Source organism: Bradyrhizobium sp. CCBAU 11430 (assembly GCF_028128855.1).
GTDB classification, from domain to species: domain Bacteria; phylum Pseudomonadota; class Alphaproteobacteria; order Rhizobiales; family Xanthobacteraceae; genus Bradyrhizobium; species Bradyrhizobium ottawaense.
Window position 1 is genome coordinate 18,724 of sequence record NZ_LBJV01000072.1, and the last position, 25,106, is coordinate 43,829.

The following is a 25,106-nucleotide window of genomic DNA, read 5'->3' on the forward strand; positions in this document are numbered from 1 at the left end:
CATGCATTGACGATCAATGGCAGCGCCGATCGCAGATACCGACGATCGACGCGCCCAAGCGTCAGGAATGAACGATGAAGTCGCTGGCGTGGAGATTGCCGACGACTGTGTTCTTCAGGAGAATCTTGTCGTTGCTGTCGAGCGTCAGCAAGGTATCGACGCCCTGCTGCGCCGCGTGCTGCGAAACCTGCGTCCAAGACGTGATGCTGGTGAACTGCCGCAGGTCGATCTTGTCGAGGCCGGTCTCGAAGTCATTCACGGTGTGCTGAACCGCGGTCTGCGACGACGTCGGCGCGAACACGAACTGGTCCTTGGCGCCGCCGCCGATCAGCGTATCGTTCGACTCGGTCGCGAAGATGACGTCCTTGCCGTCGGCGCCTGCCAGAATGATATCCTGGCTGCTCGCTCCCGCGACGAAGATGAAGTTGACCGTGTCGGAGTGGCCGGCCGAATCGGCGACGGTCAGGGTGACCCGGTCGGTCACGGGCGGCTGCGGGTAGTCATCGGCGCTGGCGCCTGTCGGATCGTAGACGACGCCAGTACCGCCGCTCGCGAGGCCCGCGTTGATTGCGCCGAGTGAACCCGTCATCGGAGCGAAATAGACGCTGCTGACGTCCGGATGCGCCGTCGACAGCGTGACGGTGAACGTATCCGCAGCTGCGCCTGCATCGGTATCGACGACGACGAGATCAGTGATGATGTCGTTGCTGTTCTCGATGATGTGCTCGACCTGGAAGCTCCCGGTGTCGATGACCGGGCCGCCGGCCTCGTTCGCGCCCCTCACGTCGACCGTGAGCGTGGCCGTGCCGGTTGCACCGTGCACATCCGTGGTCTGGACCGTGAAGATATCCGCGTAGGAGCCGTCGGTCAGCGCGTTGATCGCGGCGGCGTTCGGAACGTAGCTGTAGCTGCCATCGGGATTGACCGTCAGCGTCCCGTAGAGTCCGCCAGCTGTCGTGGCCGCGTGGTGATCCGCATTGATGACGGCATAGGTCAGCGTCGCCGTCTCGCCGGTGTCGACATCGTTGCCCGCCAACGTCCCGGTCAGATCGCAGAAAGTGTCGGCAGCAGCCGTGTCCGAGAGCGGACCGATGTGGAGATCTGCGAGCGTCGGCGCGTCGTTGCTGCCGGCGATGTTGACGGTGACGACTGCACCGGTGCCCGCGCCGACACCATCGGCCGGAACGATCGTGTATTGCAGCGACAGCGTTTGGCCGGCGCCGAGGAAATCGAACGCCTGTCCGTGCGAATTGAAGTTCCAGGTGAACTGCGTATGAGTCGCGGTACCGTCGAGGATGTAGCCCGAGGGGACAGTGAGATCCGCCAGGAGGTCGGCATTCGACAGCCCGCCGACGCTGTCCGTTTGCAGCACGCCGTCGAGATAGGCCTGCACGTGGCTGACCGACACCGTGACGTGATCGGTCGCATCGACGTCGGAAACCGTCAGCACGCCGTGAGTGTCCAGCCCCTCATTGGTTTCCTTGAGGTCGGCAAGGTCGATGTCGAGGCTTTGGGCGGGGTTGACCGAATTGGCGACCGTGTTGCCGCTGCCGCCGCCGAGCTGATAGTACGCGGCCAGATCCGTCTCGTGGCCGCTGAGCGCGGTGAAATCGATCGACTGGATCTGAACCTGCGTCAGCGCGTCGGTCCAGACGCTGACGTCGGCGATCGAGCCGAAGAAGCCTTCCGAGCCAAAGCCCGCCGCACCCGGCTCGCTCGCGCCGCCGATCATCATGTAAGAGTGCGACGGATTGGACGGGCTGCCGTCGATCGGGTTGACCGACCATGCCTGCGAATATTCGAGATGGCCGTCGAGATAGAGCGAGAAGGTGCCGTTCTCGCGGGTCAGCGCGATGTTGTGCCACTGTGACGCGGCGATTGCCACGCCGGTATCGGCGATCTGGACGCCGCCCGCGAGGATCTGCAGCTCCATCGTGCCGTTGGCATTGACCGTGCCGAGCAGGCCAAAGCCCGTCGTCGAGGTGTTGCCGTTGTAGAACAGGATCTGGCCGTGACCAGCCTCGGCGCCGCCGTTCCAGTTCACCCGGCCGTCCAGCGTCACGTCATCAGTGGCGACCGTCGGCGCGGCGCCGACCGCGATGGTGTGGCCGTCGAAGCCCATGTCGTCCGACGTGGCGTAGGAGACGGTCGGCGCATCGTTGGTGCCGGTGATGGTGACGGTCACGTCCTGGCTGATCTTGCCGCCGTGCTGGTCGTCGAACGTCACGGTGTAGACCTGGGTGATGGTCTGCCCTTCCGCGAGCGACTGCAGCACGGGATCGTTGTTGTCGAGCGTGAAGTGCCAGCCCAACGTCGCACCGTTGTTACCGTCAGTGCTGGATTCGGACACCGCATCGATCGTGAAGGTGCCGATATGCGAGCCGGTCCCGAAGCCCGGCAGGTTCGAGCTGACCGACGAAGATTTGAACGACCACGCCGCCGTGTGGGTGTCGGTCAGGTCCAAATCCTGGATCGCCAGCGTGCCGTCGGCCGTGAGCGAGGCGCACTCATCCTCGGTCACCGCGCCCGTCGCTGCGGCGGCATCGTTCGTGATCGTCGGTGCATCATTGACGCCCGTGATCGTGACGGTGACGTCCTCGCTGACGGTACCGCCATGATGATCGTCGAACGTAACGGTATAGACCTGCGTGATGGTCTGGCCCTGCGCCAGCGACTGCAGCATTGCATTGCTGTTGTCGAGGCTGAAGTGCCAACCCAGCGTCGCGCCATTGCTCGTGTCGGAGTTGTACTCGAGCACCGACTGATCGATCGTGAACGTACCGATGTGCGTGCTGTCGGCATCGAAGCCCGGCAGAGCCGAGCTGATGGACGACGACTTGAACACCGCCTGCGCCGCATGGGTGTCGATCAGGTCGAGATCCTGGATGGCCAGCGTACCGCCGATCGACAGCGTCAGGTCCGCGTCCTCGACGACATGACCTGTCGCCGCCGCGGCACCGCTGGTGACTGTCGGCGCGTCGTTCTTGCCCGTGATGACGACCGTGACGTCCCGGGTGACCGTCCCACCGTGATGGTCGTCGATCCTGACAGTATAGACCTGCGTGATGGTCTGCCCTTCGGCCAGCGACTGGAGCACCGGGTCGTTGTCGTCGAGCGTGAAGGTCCAGCCCACTGACCCGCGGGAGCTGGCGCCCGGGCTTTCAACCACCGGGGCAAGCGCGAACGTGCCGATATGCGAGGTGCCGTCGCTGAAGCCCGGCAGATGCGTGGTCGAAATCGTCGACTTCAGCGAAAAGCTCGCGGTGTGCGTGTCCGTGAGATCAGGATCGTTGAATGTGATGGTGCCGTTGGCGGCGAGCGTGGCCGCCGTATCCTCGGTCACCGCACCGGTCGGCGTGGTCAGATCTTCGACGATCGTCGGCACGTCGTTGGTGCCCTCGACATTGACGTCCGCACCGTTGATCGACACCGTGATCGGGGTGCTGACGACGCCGCCGTGTCCGTCGTCGACCTGCACCACATAGTTGAGGGTCAGTTTCTCGCCTTTGGCGAGGAAATCGAAAAGATGGTCGGGAACGCTGTAGGTCCAGGTGGCCGAGCCGTTGTTGCCGTTCCCCGCGCCCTGTACCACGGTCAGCGGCACCTCGACGGCGGCAATCGCCGCGAGTTGCTGCGGCGTCAGCGTCGACGTGATATCGTTGCCTTCGGCATCGAGATATTTGAACGGCTGCGTGGACGAGAGCGCGGCATTCACGATCGGCCGGTCTGTCAGGTCGACGTCGGTGAAGGTGACGGTGCCTGTGATGGTATCCAGAGTCTCGTTGCCGGTCCCGACCTTCTCGATGACGGTTCCACCCGACGTCGCGACGGTGGGCTTGTCGTTCGTGCCCGTGACCGTAATGGTGATCGGGATGAGCTTCGACTCTGGGCTGACTGAGAAATTGGTGTCGACGCGGACCATGTAGGTCAGCGCCAGCGTTTCGCCGGCGGCGAGGAAGTCGAAGACTTTGTCCGGGATCGTGTAAGTCCAGACCGCCGAGCCGTTGTTTTCGTTGGCAGCGTCGGGGGCGACGTTGATCTGGATCTGCGTCGCCGCGATGTCCTGCTTCTGGAGCGCCGAGAGCGAGCCGGTGACGTCGTGCTGGCCGGCGTCCTTGTAGACGTAGTTCGGCGCTTCGGCGAGGCTGATGCTCACCGTCGGCCGGTCGCCGAGGTTTTGATCGACGAATCTGATCAGGCCGGAAATCGTATCGGAATGCGTGTCGCCGGTCGCGTCAGCACGCTCGGTCAGCGCGAACGCCGTCTTCACATTGCCGCCGGCGTCGAAGCTTTGCACAATCGGCTGGCCGGGGATACGCACGATGGGCGGCGTAGACGTGCCGGGCGCCTCCGATCCCTGCGAATTGAGATTGACGAATGTCGCGGTCGCCACGGCGCCGCCCCCCGACTTGAACACGACGTCCAGGCTCATCGGCGTGAGCGTGTCGGTGAAGTTCGTGGTCAGCTTGGTGTTGGTGTTGTTGTCGGTGAACTTCAGCGTGAACACGTCCGTGATCAGCTTCTGAACGTCCGGCGACATCAGCGCATTGGAGATCGAGACGTTGCCGCCGCTGATCTGGATCATCTGGCCGGCCTGGTTGACCGTCGCGATCGGCAGCAGCGTGACCTTGTCAAACAGGATGTAGGAGCCCGTCGTGCCGTTCGGCTCGACCAGCACCTGGAAGCTCGCCTGCGGCTGCGGATCGCCGCCACCGGCGGGAACGACGAAGTTGATCTGGGTCAGCACGGCGGTGCCGCGGATGCCCATGGTGGCGACCGGCGTGTCGATCTTCATGTCGCCGTGCTTGGCGGTCTCGCCGGCGACGAAGGTGATGGTGCCGGCGACCAGGCTGAGCAGTGAGGAATTGCTCGACCCGTTGGGGTCGTAGACCATCTCGTTCAGCACCATCCGCGCATTCGAGGACAGGCCGAACACGGTACCGTCGATGAAGGTGATGCCGAGCGTGGAATCCGCGCCGGTCGAGACCACGTCACCCTTCTCGACGTTGTCGCCGTTGTTCAGGATGACCGAGACGCCGTTGCGGATCGCGGTCGCGCTGCCCACGAGCTTGGTGACGTGGCCGATGACCTGGGCCGCAGCAGCGCCGCCGGGGGCGGCTTGAGCGACCTGGACATGGCCCGTGAGCGCGTTGACGATTTCGCCGGTGAGATGGGCGCCGTCGGGTGAGGCCAGCGCGGCACGCTTTTCGCCCCGGAAATAATCGTGAACGACGAATTCGTGACCCTCGTGGGACAACACGAGATCGAGACCCGTGCGCTTGAATTCGCCGTTGAAGATCAGGTTGGGGTCGGGAACAACGAACGCGCCCTCAGGCACGTGACCATGCGCCTTCGCCGTAAAGGAATCGACATGACTGCCCGCGGGCGAACGGGAACCCTGGCCGTCCAAGGAAATCGCGGCGTCAAATTGGCCAGCGTAGTTCAACCGGGCACCGTAAAAAGGGTTAAAATTTAAGTAAGTATCGACCGCCTAAGCTTGCATAGCATTAGCAAGTCCTTAGCGATACCATCTATTGCTTGTGTGATTTCGCATCACTTGGCCCCAAGAGGCCCCACGGCTTGGCGCCGCTACAGAGAAGCGAAAGTAATCTCTCAAATATTCGGAAGTCGAGTTCGGCCTGTTTCCACGCATTTCCAGTCATCCAAAGTAATCTGACGCATAGTAACGAAACAGATACTTGCGTCATCTTTCCTTCGCGAGGTTCCGCGGCATCCTGCGGCAAATACGGAGTTAAATCTGTGACCTAACTAACAGAACCCCATGAAATAGGGGGGCGTTAGCCATAGGACCCAGATTCGGCACCCCCACAACCTGTGTCTGCAATTGGCTCCATTTCGCGGCAGCCGGACACTCCTAGCCGGCGAATCGTAAAGTTTTACGCAATTTGGGCAGGTCCATTTCAGGCTGTTCCCCGGTTTTGGAACCCCAGCCGGGCGCGTTAAGCAGAACAAAACGGCCCGTCTCGCACTATCTCCGCGAAAGCAACAAAGCCCGGCACGTTCAGGTCGAGGGGGATCTGACGAAGCTCGGGAAGGGGATGTCAGATGGAGACCGCTGCTCGCTCGCGCGCCTGGCGCGCAATCCTTGTCCTGTGCGGATTGGTCCTGCTCGGATCAGCCGCCGAGCTTCGCGCCGGCACGCTGCTGTCGCCGGGCGCAGGCCTGCTCGTGCGCAAATCCGCCGAGCCGTTCGGCGTGTTCGCCTTCGCCATCTCCGCCGGCAGCCTGCAACAGAAATGGCTCGCGCTGAAAGACAAGCTCGACGGCGACATGGTGCAGCTCGCGTTATGCGACGGTGACCGGGACAATTGCGCTTCGCCGGCGGCCCTGAAGCTGCTCGCCATCGTCGACCAGGCCCGAGCCCGCGACGGCCGCGCGCGGCTCGGCGAGACCAACCGCGCCATCAACCTTGCCATCCGGGCCGCCAATGACGGCATCGACGACGTCTGGGGCTCGCCGCTAGCGACCTTCGCGCGCGGCGCCGGCGACTGCGAGGACTATGCCATCGCCAAGCTGGCCGCGCTGCGGTTGGCGGGCGTGGCGCCTGAGGACCTCCGCATCCTCGTGGTGCGCGACGTCAGGGCCGGCGAAGAGCACGCGGTTGTCGCCGCGCGCCTCGACGGCCGCTGGCTGATGCTCGACAACCGCCGCATGGCGATGGTCGAGGACGACGCTGCGCGGAGCTACCAGCCGCTGTTCGCGCTCCATCAGTCGGCCGTAATGAAATATGTCGACGAACCGATGCAGGTCTCGATGGTCGCCGCCGAGGCGCGCTGATGGAGCGCAGCGCAATCCGGGGCCGCTGTCGCTTGTCCTACGAGTCCCGGATTACGCTTCTCTCCATCCAGGCTACGAACCTCCGTTCACCAAAAACTCATTCCACCACGCGATCCGGGCGGCTAGCATGGCCACGGCTTTGCGGGGGCGACGGGAATGCGGTTCATCGTGCTGACTGTGATTGCGCTGCTGGCGCTCGCCTTACCCGCGTCAGCGCAGTCCGACCGCTCCATCGCCGATCGGCTGCCGCTGTTCGCCAGGAACAACTGCCAGCAGATTCGCGACCCCGGCAATCAATTGTTCTGCGGTGATGCCACGCTTGCCGCCGCCGCCGAGAAGCTGAACACCGCGATCGAGGCGCGGCTCGCCCGCCTGCCCGATCGCCTTCCCGCGATCGAGGAGAATGCGATCTGGATCCGCCAGCGCAATCTCGGCTGCGGCATTGTCGGCCAGACCGCGATCCGCACTGATGATTTCGAGCGGGTGAAGGCGTGCCTGCTCAAGGTGACCGAGGAGCGCGCCGCGATCCTGCGCGATCCGGATTTCGACTGCCTCGCAGCCAACACCGCGGCGGGCGCGGTGATTTGTGCGGACCCGTCGCTGGCCCTTGCCGAAACGGAGCTCAATGGCCAGGTGCTCGGCCTGATCGGCAAGCTGGACCCGACCGCAGCGCGCTTTGCCTTCGCCGAATATGGCAGGTGGACACGAGAGCGCGATCGCAAATGCAATCTGGTCGGCAAGGAGAACGTGCCGCTCCAGGAGCTCGAATCCGCAGAGGATTGCCTCGCCGATCATTTGAAGCACAAAGCCGACGACATTCGCGCGGCGAAGGGCGATCCCAAGAAGGTGTTCGGCCGGCAGATCGCGGCCCGCATCCCCGACACCGACGCGGTCGACTTCTGCGCGGCGCGGATCCACGCGGCCAATTCGTGCGGCAGCTTCCTCCGCATCAACCGCGTCTACGCGCTCGACAGCCAGGTGACCGAGCAGGAGGCGCAGGTCACCGGCGAAATCGAGATGGCGGTGCTGGCGCCCTTCACCATGTGCAGCAAGGTCGCATCCAGCTGCACCGGCACCTGCTGGGACGCCAGGACGGGTCTTCCGCAGCCCAGCGCCGCCAACAAGGAGCGTTCGGCAGAAGCCTTCAACGTGACGCGTCGCGTGAGGATCCAGCGCACTTTTGCGTTCGTCAAAGCCGCCGACGGCTGGCGCTGCAGGGAAGACGAACTGGCCCCGGTGAATTCGGGGACGGCGAGCGGGGGATCGTAGGTGCTTCTTCCTTCTCCCCTTGTGGGAGAAGGTGGCGCGCGCGAGCGCGACGGATGAGGGGTTCTTTCCACTCGCTAGACTATTCGTGAGGATAGAGACCCCTCACCCGGCTCGACGCGGCGAGCCACCCTCTCCCACAAGGGGAGAGGGTGCACTGAACTCGCCGCGAGAGAGTCCGCATCAAAACATCAGATTGTCCTTCACCAGGACCCAACGGCCGTTCTTCACCTGCTGCACCTGGGTGACCGTGGTGGCGAGATGGTTGGTCTTCGAGAACACGGTCGGCGGCGAATTGAAGATATCCTGGAACTTGTCGCCGGACTCCAGCGCGTCGAGCATCTTCTGGCCAGTGAGATCCTTGCCAGCCTTGTTGGCATAATGCGCAAACGTCATCACCGCATTGTAGCCGATGATCGCCTGAGTGTTGGCGTCGGCGTTGAACATCTTCTTGTAATTGACGAGCCAGTCCTTCACCTTTCCCTTCGCGGTGTCCTCGTAGGGAATTTCGAAGTTCGAAGCGGCATACAAGCCTTCCACCACTTCCTTGCCGAGCGCCGGCACTTCGAGCACGTTGACGGGCGTGGCACCGAGGAAGGTGACCTCCCAGCCGAGCTTCCTGGCCTCGGTCATGGTGCCGATAGGCTCACGAAGGACCGCGCCGAGCACGACGAGGTCGCAGCCGTCGGACTTCATCTTGGCGACCTGCGCCGAGAAGTCGGAGGCGCCGCGCTTGTAGCTCGTGATCGAGGCCGGCTGCACCTTCATGGCGGCGAGCTGCTGGTTAAAACCATCGAGCACATTTTTTCCGTACTCGTCATCCTGATGCATGATGCACGGCTTCTTGAAATTCTTTGCCTCAATCATGTATTTGAGCGCTGCGCGCGTGCTCTCGACATAGGGCAGGAGGTTGTTGAACTTCAGCCGCTCCTGCGGCTTGGCCGCATCGAACTTGAAGGTGAACTCGGCCGCCGTCAGCGGGAAGAGCTGAAGCACGCCGGCGTCGAGCAGGATATCCTGCGCAGCGAGCACGGTCGGCGATCCCATTGGTCCCACCATCGCGAAAATCTTGTCGCGCTCGATCAGCTTTTGCGAAGCCAGCACGGCTTTCTTCGGATCGTAGCCGCTATCCTCGACGACAAGCTTGATCTTGCGACCCTGGACACCGCCCGCCCCGTTGATCTCCTCGACCGCCATCTTCATGCCGTTGGAGACCGGCACGCCCCAGCCCTTGATCGGCCCCGACAGGTCCTGATGCGTGCCGATGACGATCTCGGATGCCGAGATGCCCTCATTGGTGACCTTGGTTTGAGCGGTGGCCGGCAGACAGGTCAGCGCAAGGGCGCTCACCGCGAGGCCCAGCGCCTTCAGCGATTTCGACATTGCAGTCTCCTCCTTCAGTGGCCCGTGTTGAGCGAAGGATCGGGCCTCTCAAGCCTTCGCCGTTTTCTCAAATCCATCTCTCTTGAGCATGATCCTCCGGATCATGCTCAAGCAACCGCGCGCTCGCGATACATCGCCTCGATCTCGGCGGCGTAGCGCTTGTTCACGAAGCCGCGCTTCAGCTTCATGGTCGGCGTCAGCTCCTCGTCCTCCGGGGTGAGCTGGCGCTCGATCAGGTAGAACTTCTTGATGGTCTCGACGCGGGCAAAATTGCCGTTGACCTGCTCGATCTCGCGCCCGATCAGATCCTGGATCTCCGTCGCCCGGCACAGGCTCGCATAATTGGTGAAGGGAATGTCGTGGTCCTGGGCGAACTTCTCGACGTTCTCCTGGTCGATCATCACGAGGCAGGTCAGATACGGCCGCTTGTCGCCGATCACGACGGCATCGGAGATGTAGGGCGAGAATTTGAGCTGGTTCTCGATCTCGGACGGCGTGACGTTCTTGCCGCCGGAGGTGATGATGATGTCCTTCATGCGGTCGGTGATCCGGACGAAGCCTTCATTGTCAATGGTGCCGACGTCGCCGGTGTGCAGCCAGCCGCGCTGATCGATGGTCTCCGCGGTCTTCTCCGGCTGGTTGAGGTAACCCATGAACAGGAAGTCGCCCTTGATCAGGATCTCGCCCTCGGGCGACAGCGTGACCTCGCCCCAGGGCACGGCGGTGCCGACCGAACCGAGCTTGATCCGCTCCGCCGGCATCATGGTGGCGACGCCGCAATTCTCGGTCTGGCCGTAGAGCTCGTGCATGTCGATGCCGAGCGCGAGATACCAGCGGATCAGCTCCGGCGCGATCGGCGCTGCGCCGGTGAAGGCGACGCGGCAGCGATCGAGCCCGATCATGCGGCGGATGTTGCGGAATGCGAGCCGGTAGGCGATCCGGCTTGCGAGGCGCAACGACAGCGGCGGCGGCTTGCCCTCGATCCGGTAATCGACCATGCGGTAGCCGATGCCGATGGCGCGGCGATAGACCCATTGCTGCAGCGGGGTCGCATCCTTCAGCGCGATGGTGATGGCGGAATAGAACTTTTCCCAGATGCGGGGGACCGCGAGGAAGACGGTCGGCTGCACCTCGCGCAGATTGTCCGGCACGGTTTCCGGGCTCTCGGCGAAATTCATCACCGAGCCGAGTGCGACCGAGATGTAGTAGCCGCCGATGCGCTCGGCGACGTGGCACAGCGGCAGGAAGATCAGGCGATCCTCCTCCTCCTGCGCCGGAATGAAATCATTGGCGTGACGCATCTGGTGCGTGACGCTGCGGTTGGCGTGCATCGCGCCCTTGGGGGGACCGGTGGTGCCGGACGTATAGACCAGGATCGCGAGATCGCCGGCGCTGCGGCTGTCGATCATCTCCTGCCACAGCGCCTCGCGGCCGACCATGTGATTGCGGCCGAGCGCGCGAAACTCGTCGAGCGACATCACCATGTCGTCGGAGAAGCCGCTGAGGCCCTCCATGTCGAACACGATGATCTTCTGCAGGCTCGCGCAGCGCGCGCGGCAAGCGAGGATCTTGTCGAGCTGCTCCTCGTCCTCGGCGAAGATCACCTTCGTCCGGGAATCGTTGACCAGATATTCGACCTGGGACGACGCATCGGTCGGGTAGATGCCCGAAGCGACGCCGCCGGCGCACAGGATGCCCATGTCGGCATGGACCCATTCCGGCACGGCGTTGGCGATGATGGAGGCGACATCGCCGGGCATGAAGCCGGTCGCATGAAGCGCGTAGGCGATCTCTTTCGATATCGCCAGCCATTCGCGCCAGCTTGTCGGCTGCCAGATGCCGAATTTCTTCTCGCGGATGGCAGGCCGATCGCCCCGCGTCTCCGCAGCGCGCAAGAAGCTCTTCGCGATCGTATCAGCGACCGTCAGCACCGCCGGTCGGGCCATGCACGTCTCCTCCTTGTCGCCTGCCTCCGCTGCCTGCCTTGCCGGCGGTCTCTATTGCAGATGGCGAGCTCATCTTACTGCCAGCTCTTCCTCACCGCCACGTCTTCTTCTTTTTCCAGCGGCGCTCGCCTCGCGCGCCCGCTTCCTTGGCGCCAAGGTAGAACTCCTGGATGTCCTGGGAATGCATCAAGCGGTCGCAGGTGTCGTTCATGACGATACGGCCGATCTCCAACACGTAGCCGTAATGCGCCGTCTCCAGCGCCACCTTGGCGTTCTGCTCGACTAGCAGGATCGACATGCCCTGCTCCTCGTTGACGCGGCGGATGATGGTGAAGATCTCCTTCACCAGCAGCGGCGACAGGCCGAGCGAGGGTTCGTCGAGCAGCAGCAGCGTCGGCCGGTTCATCAGGGCGCGTCCGATCGCGAGCATCTGCTGCTCGCCGCCGGAGAGCTGGCCGGCCGGCTGGTTGATGCGCTCCTTCAGCCGCGGAAAGTAACCATAGACGCGGTCGAGATCCTCCACGACGCCATCACGGTCCTTGCGCGGATAGGCCCCCATCATCAGGTTCTCGCGCACCGAGAGGAACGGGAACACTTCGCGCCCCTCCGGCACGTGGCTGAGGCCCAGCCGCACGATCCGGTCGGCCTCCATGCGCTGGATCGGCCTGCCCAGGAATTCGATCGAGCCCTTCTGCGGATCGAGAATGCCCGAGATGGTCTTCAGCACCGTGGTCTTGCCGGCGCCATTGGCCCCCAGCAGGGTGACGATGCGGCCGCGCGGCACCTCCAGCGAGATGCCGCGGATCGCCATGATCGGCCCGTAATAGCTCTCGATGTTGGAGAGTTTCAGGATGATCTCGGGCGTGACAGCGGCGTCCATGCGTCAAGCTCCCAGATACGCGGCGACGACGTCGGGGTGCTGCTGCACTTCGGCGGGCGAGCCCATCGCCAGCACCCTTCCATAATTCAGCGCGATGACGCGATCGGAGACGCGGTTGACCAGCGACATGTCGTGCTCGACCATCAGCACGGTGACGCCGAGCTCGCTCTTCATGTCGCGGATCCAGAACGACATGTCGTCGGTCTCCTCGACATTGAGGCCGGACGACGGCTCATCGAGCAGGATCAGCTTCGGCTCCGAGCACAGCGCGCGCGCCAGCTCGATCACCTTGCGCACGCCATAGGGCAGGCCGGAGATCAGCTTATCGCGATAGGGTTCGAGATCGAGGAACTCGATGACCTGCTCGACCCTGCGGCGGTGCACCTTCTCGTTGGCCCGCACGCTCGGCAGGAACAAGAGCTCCTGCCAGAGCTGCGTGGTCGAGTGCCGGTGACGGCCGACCAGGAGGTTGGAGAGCACGGTCGCATTCTCGAACAGCTCGATGTTCTGGAAGGTGCGGGCGATGCCGAGCTTGGCGATGTCGTAAGGCGGCTCTTCGGTGATATCCTGATCCTCGAAGAAGATGCGGCCCGAGGTCGGCCGGTAGATCCGCGAGATCAGGTTGAAGATCGAGCTCTTGCCGGCGCCGTTGGGACCGATAATCGAGAGGATCTCGCCCTTCTCGACCGCGAACGAGACCGCGTCGACCGCTTTCAGCCCTCCGAAATGCAGCGACAGATTCTCGGCGCGGAAATAGCTCATCGGTTCCGCTCCGACTTCACGTAGATCTTCTGCCGCTTGAAGGTGGCGCGCTTGTAGAGCGGGAACAGCTGGAAGAAGAGTTTTATCTTCAGCCAGCGGCCATAGAGACCCAGCGGCTCGAACAGCACGAACAGCACGATGATGATGCCGTAGATCGCGCCTTTGAGGCCGTTGAGCGAGGCGAAGGCCGCGACCTTCGACTGAATGTTGCCGGCGGTGGCCGGGCCGGCGCCGAACGTCGCCGCGATCCCGGCGATCATGCCGGGCATGTCGTCCTTGAGATAGGTCAGGAACGGATCGATCATCACGATGAAGATCGCCCCCAGCACCGCGCCGTGCAGGCTGAAGGTGCCGCCGATCAGGATCACGATGATGAACTCGATCGAGAGCTGGAGCGTGAACATCTCCGGCGAGATGAAGGAGAGCTTGTGGGCGAACAGCACGCCGGCAAAGCCGGTGATCGCCGCCGAGATCGCAAATGACTTCACCTTGTAGAGCGCGACATTGACGCCCATGCTGCGCGCCGCCGTCTCGCTGTCGCGGATCGCGACGAAGGCACGTCCCGTCGGCGAGCGCAGCAGATTGAGCGTGCCGACGATGGTCAGCACCAGCACTGAGAGGCAGAGGAAATAGAAGGTGGGGCTATCGCGCGGGACGGTGACGCCGAGCAGCGACAGCGTCTTCACCCGCATGCCCTCGTTGCCGTGGGTGACGCTTTCCCAGCGCGCCAGGATCTCCTCGACGATCAGGGCAAAGGAGATGGTAGCGATGACGAGGTAGATGCCGGTCAGGCGCAGGGCGGGAAAGCCGACCATCGCGCCGATGATGCCGGTCAAACCTCCGGCGGCGAGGAAGTAGATCGGGAACGGCACGTTGTACTTCTGCAAGTATGCCGCCGTGTAGGCCCCGATGGCGAGGAATGCGGCGTGGCCGAGCGAGGCCTGGCCGGTAAAGCCGGTGAGGATCAGCAGCGCGACGCCGACGATCGCATAGATGCAGACGAAGACGAGCTGGCTCATCAGATAGCTGGAGAGCACATAGGGCGCGATCAACAGCAGCGCGAGCAGGATGCCGTAGGAGACCAGATAGCCCGAATGCGGGAACAGCTTGATGTCGTCCTCATAGTCGGTCTTGAACAGGAAGCGCATGCGTTCAGACCTTCTTGCGGACGTGGTGGCCGAACAGGCCTTCGGGCTTCAACAGCAGCACGGCGAGCAGCACGAGGTACGGCGCGACATCCTTCCAGCCTTCGGGCAGGTAGAAGCCGGCCATGCTCTCGATCACGCCGATCAGGACGCCGCCGACCACGGCGCCCGGGATCGAGCCGAAGCCGCCGAGGACCGCGGCGGGAAATGCCTTCAGGCCAAGCACGAGGCCGACATTGGAATGGATGAAGGTGATCGGCGCGAGCAGCACGCCGGCGCAGGTCGCGACCGCCGCGCTGATCGCCCAGACGATCGACACCACGCGCTTGACCGGGATGCCCATGTAGTAGGCCGCGAGCATGTTCTCGGAACTGGCGCGCATCGCGGTGCCGAGCGTGGTCTTGTTGAAGAAGAGATAGAGCAGCGTGCACAGGATCATCGTCGCCGCGATCACCGACAGCTTGTCGTAAGCGAGCACCAGCGAGCCGATGCGGAGCACGCCCTGGCTGAACGGGGTCTCGATCTTCAGATCATCGGTGCCCCAGATCATGCCGGCGACCGAGCGCAGGAAATAGCCAAGGCCGATGGTGGCCATGATGATGGAGAATTGCGGATAGCCGAGGATCGGCCGCACCACCACGCGCTCTGCCAGCATGCCGAACAGCGCCATCGCGGCCACCGCACCGGCAAAGCCGATCCAGTAGTTCAGGCCCATCATGCCGATGAAGGTGAAGGCGAAGAAGCCGCCCAGCATCATCAGATCGCCCTGGGCGAAATTGACGACCTCGGTGGCCTTGTAGACGAGCACAAACCCGAGCGCGATCAGGCCGTAGACGCAGCCGAGCGCAACACCGCTGACCAGCTGCTGAACGAAATCCAGCATTGACGCGCGTCCTCCCGATGCAACCGGCGGTTCTTCCCGACCGCCTTGCCGCATCTTGTGTCCAGTCGCTACACAGTCGTTTCGCTGCGTTAGCGCCATTTGTCCGGAACCAATTCAGCCTGAACCGCTCCTTACTGTCAACAAACGGTGACTTGCCATTAGTCGAAACCGGATGGCGGAATTTATGGGCCGTAGATTCACGGTGCCGAAATATCTTGGGATCATGGTCGCGAGCGATGCAAAACCGGATAGTGTGGCCGTCATGAAGCGGGACAAGTCGGCGCTGGAAGTCCTGGGGTTAACGAAGCGTTTTGACCGTCTGGCGGTCGACAGCCTCGATCTCACCATCCACGCCGGCGAATTCTATGCGCTGGTCGGCCCCAACGGCGCCGGCAAGACCACCACTTTGCGCATGGTTGCGGGCCTGCTGCGCCCCGATGCCGGCGCGGTCTCGATCTTCGGCATCGATGCGCTCGAAAATCCCGTCGCCGCCAAGCAGGTGATGGCGTGGGTCTCCGACGAGCCCATGATCTACGACAAGCTGACCCCGCTCGAATATCTCGAATTCGTCGCCGGCCTCTGGGGCATCGCGCCATCGGTCTCGGAGCCGGTCGCGCAGGACCTGCTCGCCTCGCTCGGCCTGGCACCGCACCGGCACGAGCGCTGCGAAGGCTTTTCCAAGGGCATGCGCCAGAAGGTCGCGCTCGCCGGCGCACTGGTGCATGATCCCAGCCTCATCATTCTCGACGAGCCGCTGACGGGGCTCGATGCCGTCTCCGCGCGCCACGTGAAGGGCCTGCTCAGCGAGCGTGTCCGCGCCGGCTGCACCGTCATCATGACCACGCATATTCTCGAAGTCGCCGAGCGCATGGCCGACCGCATCGGCGTGATCGCCTCGGGTCGCCTGGTGGCCGAAGGCACGCTGACCGAGCTGCGCCAGCAGAACGGCCATGCCGATACCAGCCTGGAGGATCTTTTCATCGCGCTGGTGACGCTTCCGGAAGCCGCATGAGCTCGGCAACCGCGCTCTCCTGGTTCGCACGCCACGAGCTCCGGCTCGCCTGGCGCGAATGGTTCGCCATGATGACCGGCGGACGACGCAAGCGGGCGCGCGCCGCAATCATCGGCCTACTCTGCTTCGCCGCGCTGCTGCATCTGCCGGCCTGGGCGGTGATCGGCCGTTTCGCCGATCTGCAGCTGCCGCTCGACAAATCCTCGCTGATCGTGATCTCGGCGACGATCGTTCTCGCCTGGACCTTGATGCTGTCGCAGGCGATCGAATCGGTGACGCGGGTGTTCTACGCCCGCGCCGATCTCGACCTGATCATGTCCTCGCCGGCGACGCTCGCCAATCTGTTCTCGGTCCGCATCGCCGCGATCGCGCTGACCGTCACCGCGATCGCGCTGCTGTTCTCGACGCCGTTCATCGATGTGCTCGTGATCGGCGGCGGCGCGCGCTGGCTCAGCGCATTCGGGGTGGTCGTCGCCATGGGCCTGTCGGCCGCGGCGGTCGCGATCGCCGTCACCATCCTGTTGTTTCGCCTGATCGGCCCAGCGCGGACGCGCCTGATTGCCCAGATCCTCGCCGCGATCATCGGCGCCGGCTTCGTGATCGCGCTCCAGGTCGCCGCGATCGTGTCCTACGGCACGCTGTCGCGCTTCACCATCCTGACCTCAGGCAGCGTGGCCGCCCATGCCCCCGATGTCGACAGCATCTGGTGGTGGCCGGCACGGGCGGCGATGGGCGACAGCGAAGCGCTGCTGCCGCTCCTGGCGCTCGCTTTGGTGCTGCTCGGAAGCGTCATGGCGATCTTCTCGCACCGCTTTGCCGACACGGCGATCGATGCCGCGGCTTACGGCAGCTCCGGCAGCGAGCGCGCGAAGGAGCGTCCGTTCCGCGGCGGGTCGCGGCAGCAGGCGCTGCGGCGCAAGGAATTCTCGCTGCTCTGGCGCGATCCCTGGCTGATCTCGCAGACCCTGATGCAGCTGCTCTATCTGGTGCCGCCGGCGCTGCTGCTCTGGCGCAGTTTTGCCGACAGCTCCGCGGCGCTGACGCTGATCACGCCTGTGATCGTGATGGCGGCCGGACAGCTTGCCGGCGGGCTGGCCTGGCTGACGATCTCCGGCGAGGACGCCCCCGACCTGGTCGCGACTGCGCCGCTGACGCCATCCGCCGTCGTCCGCGCCAAGATCGAGGTGGTGCTGATCGCGATCGCCGTGATCTTCTGCCCGCTGATCGGCGCGCTGGCCTTCGCCGCACCGATCCAGGCTGCAGTGAGTGCCGGCGCGATCATCCTCAGCGCGGCCTCCGCGACCGCGATCCAGCTCTGGTTTCGGGTGCAGGCCCGGCGCAGCCAATTCCGGCGCCGCCAGACCTCGTCGCGGCTTGCGACCTTCGCCGAAGCGTTTTCCTCGATCGGCTGGGCCGCAACCGCGGCACTGCTGCTTGCACTCCCCATCGCCGGCCTCATCAGCGGCCTGATCACCGCGAGCCTGGTTGCGATCACCTGGAAGTTCAGCCCAAGGCGGGACTGAAGGCGGGACTGAAGGCGGGACTGAAGGCGGGACTGAAGGCGGGACTGATAGCCGGAGTGAGAGGTGCGACACTGACGCGCTGTTGATCGCAGCCCATTGGCCCCGCGCCGCAATGCACGCTAGACTTTCCCTGACATCATCGGGGACGGACTTATGCGGCGACTTGTTTCGACGGCCCTGGCGCTGTTCGGCGCATTCCTGACCCCTGCCCTTGCCCAGCAGCCACAGCGCAGCGAGTGCCTGGCGATGGCGAACGCGGCCCCGCGCGCTCTGCCGGTCGCATTCCGGCCGGCGGCCGGCACAGGCGAGGTCGAGATCACCTATGTCGGCCACTCCACCTATTTCATCGACACGCCCGGCGGCTTGCGCCTCGCGACCGATTATAGCGGCGCCTACCAGGTCGGGCGGCTGCCCGACGTCGTGACCATGAACCGGGCCCACAGCACCCACTACTCTCTGTTTCCCGATAAGCGCATTCCTCACGTGCTGCATGGTTGGGGCGAGGACGGAAAGCCGGCGATCGTTTCAGAACGCATCAGTGACGCCTTCATCCGCAATGTCACGACCGACATCCGCCGCTATTTCGGCGACGACGCCGGCACCGACATGATCCGCGACGGCAATTCGATCTTCATCTTCGAAGTCGCCGGCCTCTGCATCGGCCATCTCGGCCACCTCCATCACAAGCTCGACGACAGCCATTTCGCCCAGATCGGACGGCTCGATATCGTGATGGTGCCGATCGACGGCACCTACACCATGTCGCTCGAAGGGATTTCTGACATCACCAAGCGCCTGCGCGCCTCCGTCGTGCTACCGATGCATCGCTTTGCCACCCCGCTCGACGATTTCATGCGCCGGATCGGCCAGCAGTTCGAGATCGACCGGCGCTCCGGGCGGTCCTTCCGGATGTCGCGGGACGCGCTGCCGTCGATGCCGACGGTGATCATCCTCGACGGGGTCTGAGGCGCAACTTTCTCCAAGCCTTCTGCCGTCTTCGGTGCTGATCTCCGCGCAACAGGAGATCGACATGAACGACTTTGCGCGACTATTGCACGCCGATGGACCGAATTCCGAGCACGCCGCGGCGCTGCAGCTCTACGGCCGCTTTGTCGGCGATTGGGACGCCGAGATCACGGCCCACGGCCTCGATGGAACCAAACACACCGCGCGCGGCGAGATCCATTTTGGCTGGGTGCTGGAGGGACGCGCGGTCCAGGACGTCTGGATCATCCCGCGCCCCGCGGGCAGCCCGGCCTTTCCGATTGCGGGCAATTGGTACGGCACGACGCTGCGCCTCTACGATTCGACCATCGATGCGTGGCGGATTTCCTGGTTCGATCCTGGACGCAGCGTCTTCCGCCAGCAGATCGGCCGGCCGCGCGGCGCCGACATCGTGCAGGAAGGCACGACGGAGGCCGGCGAATTGACCCGCTGGAGCTTTACGGAAATCACCGGCGATTCCTTCCACTGGCTCGGCGAGACCAAGCCGGCCGATGCAAGCGATTGGCGGCTTATGGTCGATGTGAAGGCGAAGCGGCGGAAGGGCTAGAGATCTGATGGCTGTTGGTTGAAGCCGTGGGCCCCAGGCTCGCTGCAACCTCTCCCGCTTGCGGGGGAGGTCGGCGCGTAGCGCCGGGTGGGGGCTCTCTCCACATCGGGAGTGTCCCATTGCGGAGACGCCCCCACCCCAGCCCTCCCCCGCAAGCGGGAGAGGGAGCGCACCTGCTCCGCCGCGGCTGTGGTGCTCTGAGCAATGCGCGCTGCTGTGCGTGCGTGTGAGATGTTAGGCTCCTCTCTCAAAAGACAACAGGGAGCGGACACTGATGGCTGCAAGCAGTGTGCCCGGCAATACGAGCGGGCTGTTCGTCGAGCCGCGCGAGGACTGGCTCGCGCTGCATCAGGAGCCGATCATTGATCCCTTGCGGCCGATCGTCGATCCCCATCACCATCTCTGGAATCGCGGCCACCGCTATCTGATCGAGGAAATGGCGGCCGACATCGCCTCCGGCCACAACGTCATCGCGACCGTCTATGTCGATTGCCGCTCGATGTATCGCGCGCACGGGCCGGAAGCGTTCCGGCCCGTCGGCGAAGTCGAGTTCGCCAACGGCGTCGCCGCCATGAGCGCAAGCGGCGCTTACGGCAAGGCGGCGATCTGCGCCGGCATCGTCAGCCACGCCAATCTGCTGCTCGGCGACGCCGCAAGGCCGGTGCTGGAAGCCGAGATCGCGGCCGGCAATGGCCGCTTCCGCGGCATCCGCCATTCCTCGGCCTGGGACGAGGACCCGGTCGTCGCCGGCATGTATGCGAACCGGCCGAAGGGCCTGTTGCAGGATCCAGCTTTCCGCCAAGGCTTTGCCTGCCTGGCGCCACTGAACCTCAGCTTCGATGCAGGGCTGTTCCATCCGCAGATCTGCGAGCTGACCGAATTGGCGCGCGCCTTCCCCGACACCAGGATTGTGCTCGACCATTGCGGCGGCCCAGCTGGCGTCGGCCGCTTTGCAGGACGGCGTGAAGAGGTGTTTGCACAATGGCGCGCCTCGATCCGCGAGATCGCGACATGCGAGAACGTGGTGGTCAAGCTCGGCGGCCTCGCCATGTGCCTGCTCGGCTACGACTTCCATTTTCGCGAGAGGCCGCCGTCATCCGAGGAGCTCGCCGCGGCCTGGCGCCCTTACGTCGAGACCTGCATCGAGGCGTTCGGACCCAAGCGCGCGATGTTCGAGAGCAACTTCCCGCCGGACAAGGGCCAGTGCAGCTACCAGGTGATCTTCAACGCCTTCAAGCGCATCGCCTCACCCCTGAGCGAGGCCGAGAAGACCGCGCTGTTCTCGCAGACCGCCACCGACGTCTACCGGCTCGAGCTGCGTCATGACGAGAAGAGGGGCCGGGATGATCCCGCCCCCTCTTCCGTCGTGGCCGCTGGGAAGCGTTCTTGAATTGAGATTATTGTTTGAGCATGATCTTTTCGGAAAACCGCTGCACACTTTTCCGGATCATGCTCTAGCCGGCACCCATCAGGGAGGCCGGACGGCGCTCTCCGGTGGAGGCGAAGATCTTCTTCAGCTTGTTGACGACGCGGATCAGGAAGCCGATCATCACGGGATTGGTCTTGCGGCAGAAGGCGATCTTCTTGACGTGGCCTTCGACATGCCATTTGGCATGCGCGCCGTCGCGGAAGAAGATCACGTCGCCGGGGCCGTAGCGCTTGGGCGGCATGCCGTCGCTTTCGAGCACGATCGATCCTTCCATGATCATGACCGTCTCGTCGATATCGTAGTACCAGTTGAAGCGGCCTTCGGTGCACTGCCAGATGATGGTCGATGCGGTGCCGTCGGCACTGGTGGACAGGATGTGCGAGCGCGACACGGGATTGCCCTCGATGATCCAGGACGGCTCGATCGGCCGCAGCTCAAGCTCGACATTGCAACTACCGATTTCAATCAATGCGCGCGACATCTTCTTCCCCAGCGGGTATAATAAAATATTGCCGGATCTCGGCCCGGATTGCTTCGAAAGATGCCGGGAACGCTAGTCATCGGTTTTTAATTCTTTCTTACGCAGGCCCCGACAATCAGCCGGAAGTTGCAGGTGCGAAGCGGTTAACGCGGCGATTTCCCTGCAAATTCGAGCACATGAACCGATCTTTTCCGGGGTGCGACAAAGTGCGCGGAAGCATAAGATGGAGCCACGCCGATGCCCCTCACGCCCGAGGTTCTGACAGCCAATCGTGAGGCCGTCGCCTGGCTGGTCAGCCTCGATGTCTCCTTCGCGCCGGACGAGGAGCCCTGGTTCACCATCGACGGCATCGAAAACCCCCAGCAGATCGGCAGTGACGGCTCCGGGGGCGCCTTCGTGCTGCTGCCGCCGCAGAATGTGCTTTACGTCTCATCGGAGGGCCGCGCCGGGATTATCGCCGATACGTTCGAAGCGTTCGTCCAGCTCGTCGTCGCCCGTCCCTATTGGCTCGACATCCTCAAATTTTCCGGCGGCGGCGACCTCGCGGAGATGCGGCGTGCGGCGGAGGCGCTGGAGGCGACGCTCGACGACGAGGACGAGATCAACGAGGCTCGCGAGGAGATCCTCAAGAGCCTCGACCTGGACGACGCGGACGATCCCGTCGGCGCGCTCTACGAGGCGATCGCCGCTTCCGACGCCATCGTACGAGCCACCGACGGCAGCCCGTTCACGACATTGTTCAACCGCTTCAGCATCGACAACAATCCGATGCTGCGCAACGCGGCGGCGTGAGTTGAATTACGGAACATGCTCGGCCTGCATGGTTCGAGACGCGCCGTAAACGGCGCTCCTCACCATGAGGGTCTAAGATGTCGCAACAGACCAAGACCTCATCCTGAGGAGCCCGCCAGCGGCGGGCGTCTCGAAGGATGGCCGCAAGACGCCCTACTTCGCCCACTCGCCCTTGCGGAATACCGGTACCTTGCTGCCATCGGGCAGGATGCCGTCGATATCAGTCTCGGCCGAGCCGATCATCCAATCAATATGGATCAGGCTCTGGTTGCCGCCTTGCGCGGCGATCTGCTGCGGGGTGAGCTGCGCGCCGTTGATGAAGCACTTCGAATAGCACTGGCCGAGCGCGATGTGGGACGCTGCGTTCTCGTCGAACAGCGTGTTGTAGAACAACAGCCCGCTCTGCGAGATCGGCGAGGAATGCGGCACCAGCGCCACTTCGCCGAGGCGCCGGGCGCCCTCGTCGGTGTCGAGCACCTTGTTCAGCACCTCCGCGCCGCGCGAGGCCTTTGCGTCGACGATCTTGCCATCCTCGAAGCGCACCGCGATGTTGTCGATCAGCGTGCCCTGATAGGACAGCGGCTTCGAGCTCACGACATGGCCGTAGACGCGGCGGCAATGCGGCGTGGTGAAGACCTCTTCGGTCGGGATGTTGGCGTTGCAGCTGATGCCATTCTTGGAGAGCGAGGCGCCGCCCTCCCATTCGTGGCCATCGGCAAGGCCAATGGTGAGGTCGACCCCCGGTCCGTTGTACTGGAGCGCGCGGAAACGCTGGCCGTTGAGCCAGTTGGTACGCTCACGCAACACCGCATTGTGGCTCGCCCAATTGCCCATCGCGTCCTCGCGATCGACGCGGGACGCCGCGAAAATCGCATCCGCGAGCTTGCCGACCGCGACGTCCTCGGGATCATCAGGAAACACCTGCCTGGCCCAGGACAGGCTCGGATAGGCGATGATGTTCCAGTTGGTGTCGAAATTGACGATCTTTTCCAGCGCAGGCTGATAGGCCATCGAATTCGCCTTGCTGGCGCGCGCCACCTTGGAAGGATCCTCACCCGACAACAGCATCGGATTGTCGCCGACGATGGCGAGCCGCGCGGTGTTGTCGGAGAACGCCTTGGCCATGCCTTCGTAGAGCCAGCCGGCGGCACGATCGAAACTGCTGTCGTGGCCGTGGCGGTAGCGCGCCAGCGTCATCTCCTCGTCCGACAGGATCGGTGTCACGATGCCGGCGCCGGCCTTGTAGGCATGAACGGCGATCCGCCGCACCAGCGGCAGCGCGATCGCGGGCGCCGTCAGAAGCAGATCCTGTCCCGGCCGCAAGCCCAGGCCCACCTTCACCGCCACCTCGGCCAGCCGGTCGAGCTTCACGGGATCGATGGGAGTGGCGGAATTGCGGTGATCAGTCATGCGGGGCCCTCTGCCGAAAGTCTGTCGTTCAATCTAAGTCTAGCATCGCGGGACGCAAGTGCGCGAGCACATTGCGACATGGAGAAGATACGCAGTTTCACGCATTTTGGTTTTCAACGCGTTGCCGATTTCAGCACCCGGTCAACCATGGCGGGCGCGAGGCCGAGGTAATTTTTCGGTGAGGTGAGCGCCTCGATTGTGGCGCGATCGATGCGGCTCGATATCCGGGAGTCCACGGACAGCGCCTCGGCCAGGCTCATTCCCTTCTCGTTGGCCTGACGGCAGGCATCATAGACCACGTCATGGGCCTCCTGCCGGCCGAGTTGTGGCGCGAGCCCCATCATGACCGCCTCGGCCACGATCAGGCCGCGGCTGACCGCAAGATTGTCGTTCATCTTCGCCTCATCCACGATGAGGCCTGCGAGTGCGAACTTCGCCTGGTGCAGCGCGCCGGCAGTCAGCACGAAGCTCTCCGGAATCGCCATCCACTCGGCGTGCCAGGGGCCCGTGGCGCGTTCGAAATCCTGCACCATGGCGTCGAGCATCAGGCCGGCGTGCTGGCGCACCGCCTTGGACGCCGCCAGCATCAGCTCCGACGAGATCGGGTTGCGCTTCTGCGGCATGGTCGAGGAGGCGCCGCGTCCCTTCACGAAGGGCTCGTAGACTTCGGCGAACTCGGTCGAGGCCATGATCATGATGTCGAGTGCGATCTTGCCGAGCGAGCCGGTGACGAGCGCAAGGAAGTTCACGGCTTCTGCAAAGCCGTCGCGAGCGACGTGCCAGGTCGAGGCGGGAATGCCGAGCTTCAGCTCCGCGCAGAGCGCCTCCTGCACCTCAAAACCCTTGTCGCCGAGCGAGGCCAGCGTACCTGCGGCGCCGGCGAACTGGCCGACCAGCACGCGCGGCTTCAATTGCGTCAGCCGCTCGGCGTGGCGGTCGAACATGGCGAGCCAGATCGCGGTCTTGTAGCCGAAGGTCACTGGCAGCGCCTGCTGGAGATGGGTACGGCCCGCCATCGGTGTGTCCCGGTAACGCTTCGAGAGGTCGGCGAGGATACGGCGAAGTTCGGCGATGTCGTGCTCGACGATCTCGAACGCGGCGCGCAGTTGCAACACCACGGCGGTGTCCATGATGTCCTGCGTGGTCGCGCCCCAATGCACGTAGCGGCCGGCCTCGCCGCACTGCTTCACCATCTGATGCACCAAAGGGAGGATCGGATAACCGACGATGTCGGTCTCCTGCCTGAGCAGATCGAAATCGAAAGCGGCGACGTCGGTCCGCGCCGAGATCTGATCGGCGGCCTGCTGCGGGATCACGCCACACTTCGCCTCAGCCTTCGCCAGCGCCACCTCGACCTCGGCATAGCGTGCCACCAGCGCGACGTCGGAGAACACCTCCCGCATCTCGGGCGTACCGAAGGCGTCGCGGAAAAGCATGGAATCGAGCACGGTGGTGGAGGCAGGAAAAGCAGGCATCGGCGTTTCTTCGTGGTTGGTGTTTGTGTGGGCGACAGCTTACGCAGGGCACGCGGTCCGGCAAAGGAACATTCGCGGCTCGTCGCACATTCGTCCCGCACGACGACATTCGACGCACATCGCACGATCGCCCGTCATCCCGAGGTGCCGGAGCGAAGCGGAGGCCTCGAAGGATGGACGGCCCGGCTGCATCGTGGCCGTCCCACCTTCGAAGCTCCCCACGCGGCGCCTTGCGCCGCGCGGCTCGCCCCTCAGGATGACGGGTCGATTTCGGACGGAACATCCGGTCAACAGGTCGCCCACACAGCGTCTACCCCAATCGCACGGCATGGCTGCCATCACGCGATCGCGATGAACCAAGCGGCCCCT

At 63.9% G+C, this 25,106-nt stretch carries 18 protein-coding genes; 8 read left to right on the forward strand and 10 right to left on the reverse strand.

Annotated features, from left to right (window positions below):
- Positions 1-61: 61 nt before the first annotated feature.
- Complete coding sequence (locus XI04_RS33070) at positions 62-5,446, reverse strand: VCBS domain-containing protein (protein WP_442868728.1); 5,385 nt, start codon at positions 5,444-5,446, stop codon at positions 62-64.
- A 620-nt stretch (positions 5,447-6,066) separates the two neighbouring features.
- Here XI04_RS33070 and XI04_RS33075 point away from each other — a divergent pair.
- Together XI04_RS33075 and XI04_RS33080 are read left to right on the forward strand one after the other, a co-directional pair.
- Complete coding sequence (locus XI04_RS33075) at positions 6,067-6,798, forward strand: transglutaminase-like cysteine peptidase (protein ID WP_028140668.1); 732 nt, start codon at positions 6,067-6,069, stop codon at positions 6,796-6,798.
- Positions 6,799-6,954: 156 nt separating this feature from the next.
- Complete coding sequence (locus XI04_RS33080) at positions 6,955-8,067, forward strand: lysozyme inhibitor LprI family protein (RefSeq protein ID WP_095426862.1); 1,113 nt, start codon at positions 6,955-6,957, stop codon at positions 8,065-8,067.
- Between the two features lie 180 nt (positions 8,068-8,247).
- On the opposite strand, the gene XI04_RS33085 is transcribed toward XI04_RS33080, so the two are convergent.
- From XI04_RS33085 to XI04_RS33110, 6 genes are all read right to left on the reverse strand, one after another.
- Positions 8,248-9,447 (reverse strand): ABC transporter substrate-binding protein, encoded by a 1,200-nt coding sequence (locus tag XI04_RS33085; protein WP_028140670.1) that lies wholly within the window; start codon positions 9,445-9,447, stop codon positions 8,248-8,250.
- Between the two features lie 107 nt (positions 9,448-9,554).
- Positions 9,555-11,393: an AMP-dependent synthetase/ligase gene (locus XI04_RS33090; RefSeq protein WP_271610147.1), complete on the reverse strand. Its 1,839-nt coding sequence runs from the start codon at positions 11,391-11,393 to the stop codon at positions 9,555-9,557.
- Between the two features lie 91 nt (positions 11,394-11,484).
- Positions 11,485-12,273 (reverse strand): ABC transporter ATP-binding protein, encoded by a 789-nt coding sequence (locus XI04_RS33095; RefSeq protein ID WP_038973129.1) that lies wholly within the window; start codon positions 12,271-12,273, stop codon positions 11,485-11,487.
- Positions 12,274-12,276: 3 nt separating this feature from the next.
- Positions 12,277-13,035: an ABC transporter ATP-binding protein gene (locus XI04_RS33100; RefSeq protein WP_018321346.1), complete on the reverse strand. Its 759-nt coding sequence runs from the start codon at positions 13,033-13,035 to the stop codon at positions 12,277-12,279.
- Positions 13,032-14,183 carry a branched-chain amino acid ABC transporter permease gene (locus XI04_RS33105; RefSeq protein WP_028140673.1) on the reverse strand — a complete coding sequence of 384 codons (1,152 nt, stop codon included), beginning with the start codon at positions 14,181-14,183 and terminating at the stop codon, positions 13,032-13,034. The genes XI04_RS33100 and XI04_RS33105 overlap by 4 nt, the downstream gene beginning before the upstream one ends.
- A 4-nt stretch (positions 14,184-14,187) precedes the next feature.
- Entirely contained in the window at positions 14,188-15,063 is an 876-nt protein-coding gene (locus XI04_RS33110; protein ID WP_018321344.1) for a branched-chain amino acid ABC transporter permease, read from the reverse strand.
- A gap of 262 nt (positions 15,064-15,325) precedes the next feature.
- On the opposite strand from XI04_RS33110, the gene XI04_RS33115 reads away from it, so the two are divergent.
- From XI04_RS33115 to XI04_RS33135, 5 genes are all read left to right on the forward strand, one after another.
- Positions 15,326-16,075, forward strand: a complete 750-nt coding sequence (locus XI04_RS33115) for an ABC transporter ATP-binding protein (protein ID WP_038948841.1) — start codon at positions 15,326-15,328, stop codon at positions 16,073-16,075.
- Positions 16,072-17,598: a permease gene (locus tag XI04_RS33120; protein WP_095426861.1), complete on the forward strand. Its 1,527-nt coding sequence runs from the start codon at positions 16,072-16,074 to the stop codon at positions 17,596-17,598. The genes XI04_RS33115 and XI04_RS33120 overlap by 4 nt, the downstream gene beginning before the upstream one ends.
- Positions 17,599-17,751: 153 nt before the next feature.
- Positions 17,752-18,564: an MBL fold metallo-hydrolase gene (locus tag XI04_RS33125; protein ID WP_271610148.1), complete on the forward strand. Its 813-nt coding sequence runs from the start codon at positions 17,752-17,754 to the stop codon at positions 18,562-18,564.
- Between the two features lie 64 nt (positions 18,565-18,628).
- The gene (locus XI04_RS33130; protein WP_161966274.1) at positions 18,629-19,150 is read left to right on the forward strand and encodes a hypothetical protein; all 522 of its coding nucleotides are present in this window, start codon (positions 18,629-18,631) and stop codon (positions 19,148-19,150) included.
- A gap of 274 nt (positions 19,151-19,424) precedes the next feature.
- Positions 19,425-20,540, forward strand: coding sequence for an amidohydrolase family protein (locus tag XI04_RS33135; protein WP_271610149.1), 1,116 nt, complete (start codon positions 19,425-19,427; stop codon positions 20,538-20,540).
- A gap of 64 nt (positions 20,541-20,604) precedes the next feature.
- Here the strand turns inward: XI04_RS33135 and XI04_RS33140 are convergent, their stop codons facing one another.
- Positions 20,605-21,060, reverse strand: a complete 456-nt coding sequence (locus XI04_RS33140) for a cupin domain-containing protein (protein WP_038948845.1) — start codon at positions 21,058-21,060, stop codon at positions 20,605-20,607.
- A 237-nt stretch (positions 21,061-21,297) separates the two neighbouring features.
- Between XI04_RS33140 and XI04_RS33145 the strand changes: the two genes are divergently transcribed.
- A complete protein-coding gene (locus XI04_RS33145; RefSeq protein ID WP_038948847.1) occupies positions 21,298-21,852 on the forward strand; it encodes a hypothetical protein in 555 nt (184 codons plus the stop codon).
- Between the two features lie 153 nt (positions 21,853-22,005).
- Here XI04_RS33145 and XI04_RS33150 read toward each other — a convergent pair whose 3' ends face one another.
- Positions 22,006-23,262 (reverse strand): aminopeptidase, encoded by a 1,257-nt coding sequence (locus XI04_RS33150; protein ID WP_028140680.1) that lies wholly within the window; start codon positions 23,260-23,262, stop codon positions 22,006-22,008.
- 113 nt (positions 23,263-23,375) lie between these two features.
- Positions 23,376-24,737 carry a 3-carboxy-cis,cis-muconate cycloisomerase gene (gene pcaB, locus XI04_RS33155; RefSeq protein ID WP_271610151.1) on the reverse strand — a complete coding sequence of 454 codons (1,362 nt, stop codon included), beginning with the start codon at positions 24,735-24,737 and terminating at the stop codon, positions 23,376-23,378.
- Between the last annotated feature and the right edge of the window lie 369 nt (positions 24,738-25,106).

Bases quoted from the DNA above. Each gene is read 5' to 3' on its own strand.
- XI04_RS33075 (WP_028140668.1), top strand. From the start codon at position 6,067: ATGGAGACCGCTGCTCGCTCGCGCGCCTGGCGCGCAATCCTTGTCCTG.
- XI04_RS33080 (WP_095426862.1), top strand. From the start codon at position 6,955: ATGCGGTTCATCGTGCTGACTGTGATTGCGCTGCTGGCGCTCGCCTTA.
- XI04_RS33085 (WP_028140670.1), bottom strand. From the start codon at position 9,447: ATGTCGAAATCGCTGAAGGCGCTGGGCCTCGCGGTGAGCGCCCTTGCG.
- XI04_RS33090 (WP_271610147.1), bottom strand. From the start codon at position 11,393: ATGGCCCGACCGGCGGTGCTGACGGTCGCTGATACGATCGCGAAGAGC.
- XI04_RS33095 (WP_038973129.1), bottom strand. From the start codon at position 12,273: ATGGACGCCGCTGTCACGCCCGAGATCATCCTGAAACTCTCCAACATC.
- XI04_RS33100 (WP_018321346.1), bottom strand. From the start codon at position 13,035: ATGAGCTATTTCCGCGCCGAGAATCTGTCGCTGCATTTCGGAGGGCTG.
- XI04_RS33105 (WP_028140673.1), bottom strand. From the start codon at position 14,183: ATGCGCTTCCTGTTCAAGACCGACTATGAGGACGACATCAAGCTGTTC.
- XI04_RS33110 (WP_018321344.1), bottom strand. From the start codon at position 15,063: ATGCTGGATTTCGTTCAGCAGCTGGTCAGCGGTGTTGCGCTCGGCTGC.
- XI04_RS33115 (WP_038948841.1), top strand. From the start codon at position 15,326: ATGAAGCGGGACAAGTCGGCGCTGGAAGTCCTGGGGTTAACGAAGCGT.
- XI04_RS33120 (WP_095426861.1), top strand. From the start codon at position 16,072: ATGAGCTCGGCAACCGCGCTCTCCTGGTTCGCACGCCACGAGCTCCGG.
- XI04_RS33125 (WP_271610148.1), top strand. From the start codon at position 17,752: ATGCGGCGACTTGTTTCGACGGCCCTGGCGCTGTTCGGCGCATTCCTG.
- XI04_RS33130 (WP_161966274.1), top strand. From the start codon at position 18,629: ATGAACGACTTTGCGCGACTATTGCACGCCGATGGACCGAATTCCGAG.
- XI04_RS33135 (WP_271610149.1), top strand. From the start codon at position 19,425: ATGGCTGCAAGCAGTGTGCCCGGCAATACGAGCGGGCTGTTCGTCGAG.
- XI04_RS33140 (WP_038948845.1), bottom strand. From the start codon at position 21,060: ATGTCGCGCGCATTGATTGAAATCGGTAGTTGCAATGTCGAGCTTGAG.
- XI04_RS33145 (WP_038948847.1), top strand. From the start codon at position 21,298: ATGCCCCTCACGCCCGAGGTTCTGACAGCCAATCGTGAGGCCGTCGCC.
- XI04_RS33150 (WP_028140680.1), bottom strand. From the start codon at position 23,262: ATGACTGATCACCGCAATTCCGCCACTCCCATCGATCCCGTGAAGCTC.
- pcaB (WP_271610151.1), bottom strand. From the start codon at position 24,737: ATGCCTGCTTTTCCTGCCTCCACCACCGTGCTCGATTCCATGCTTTTC.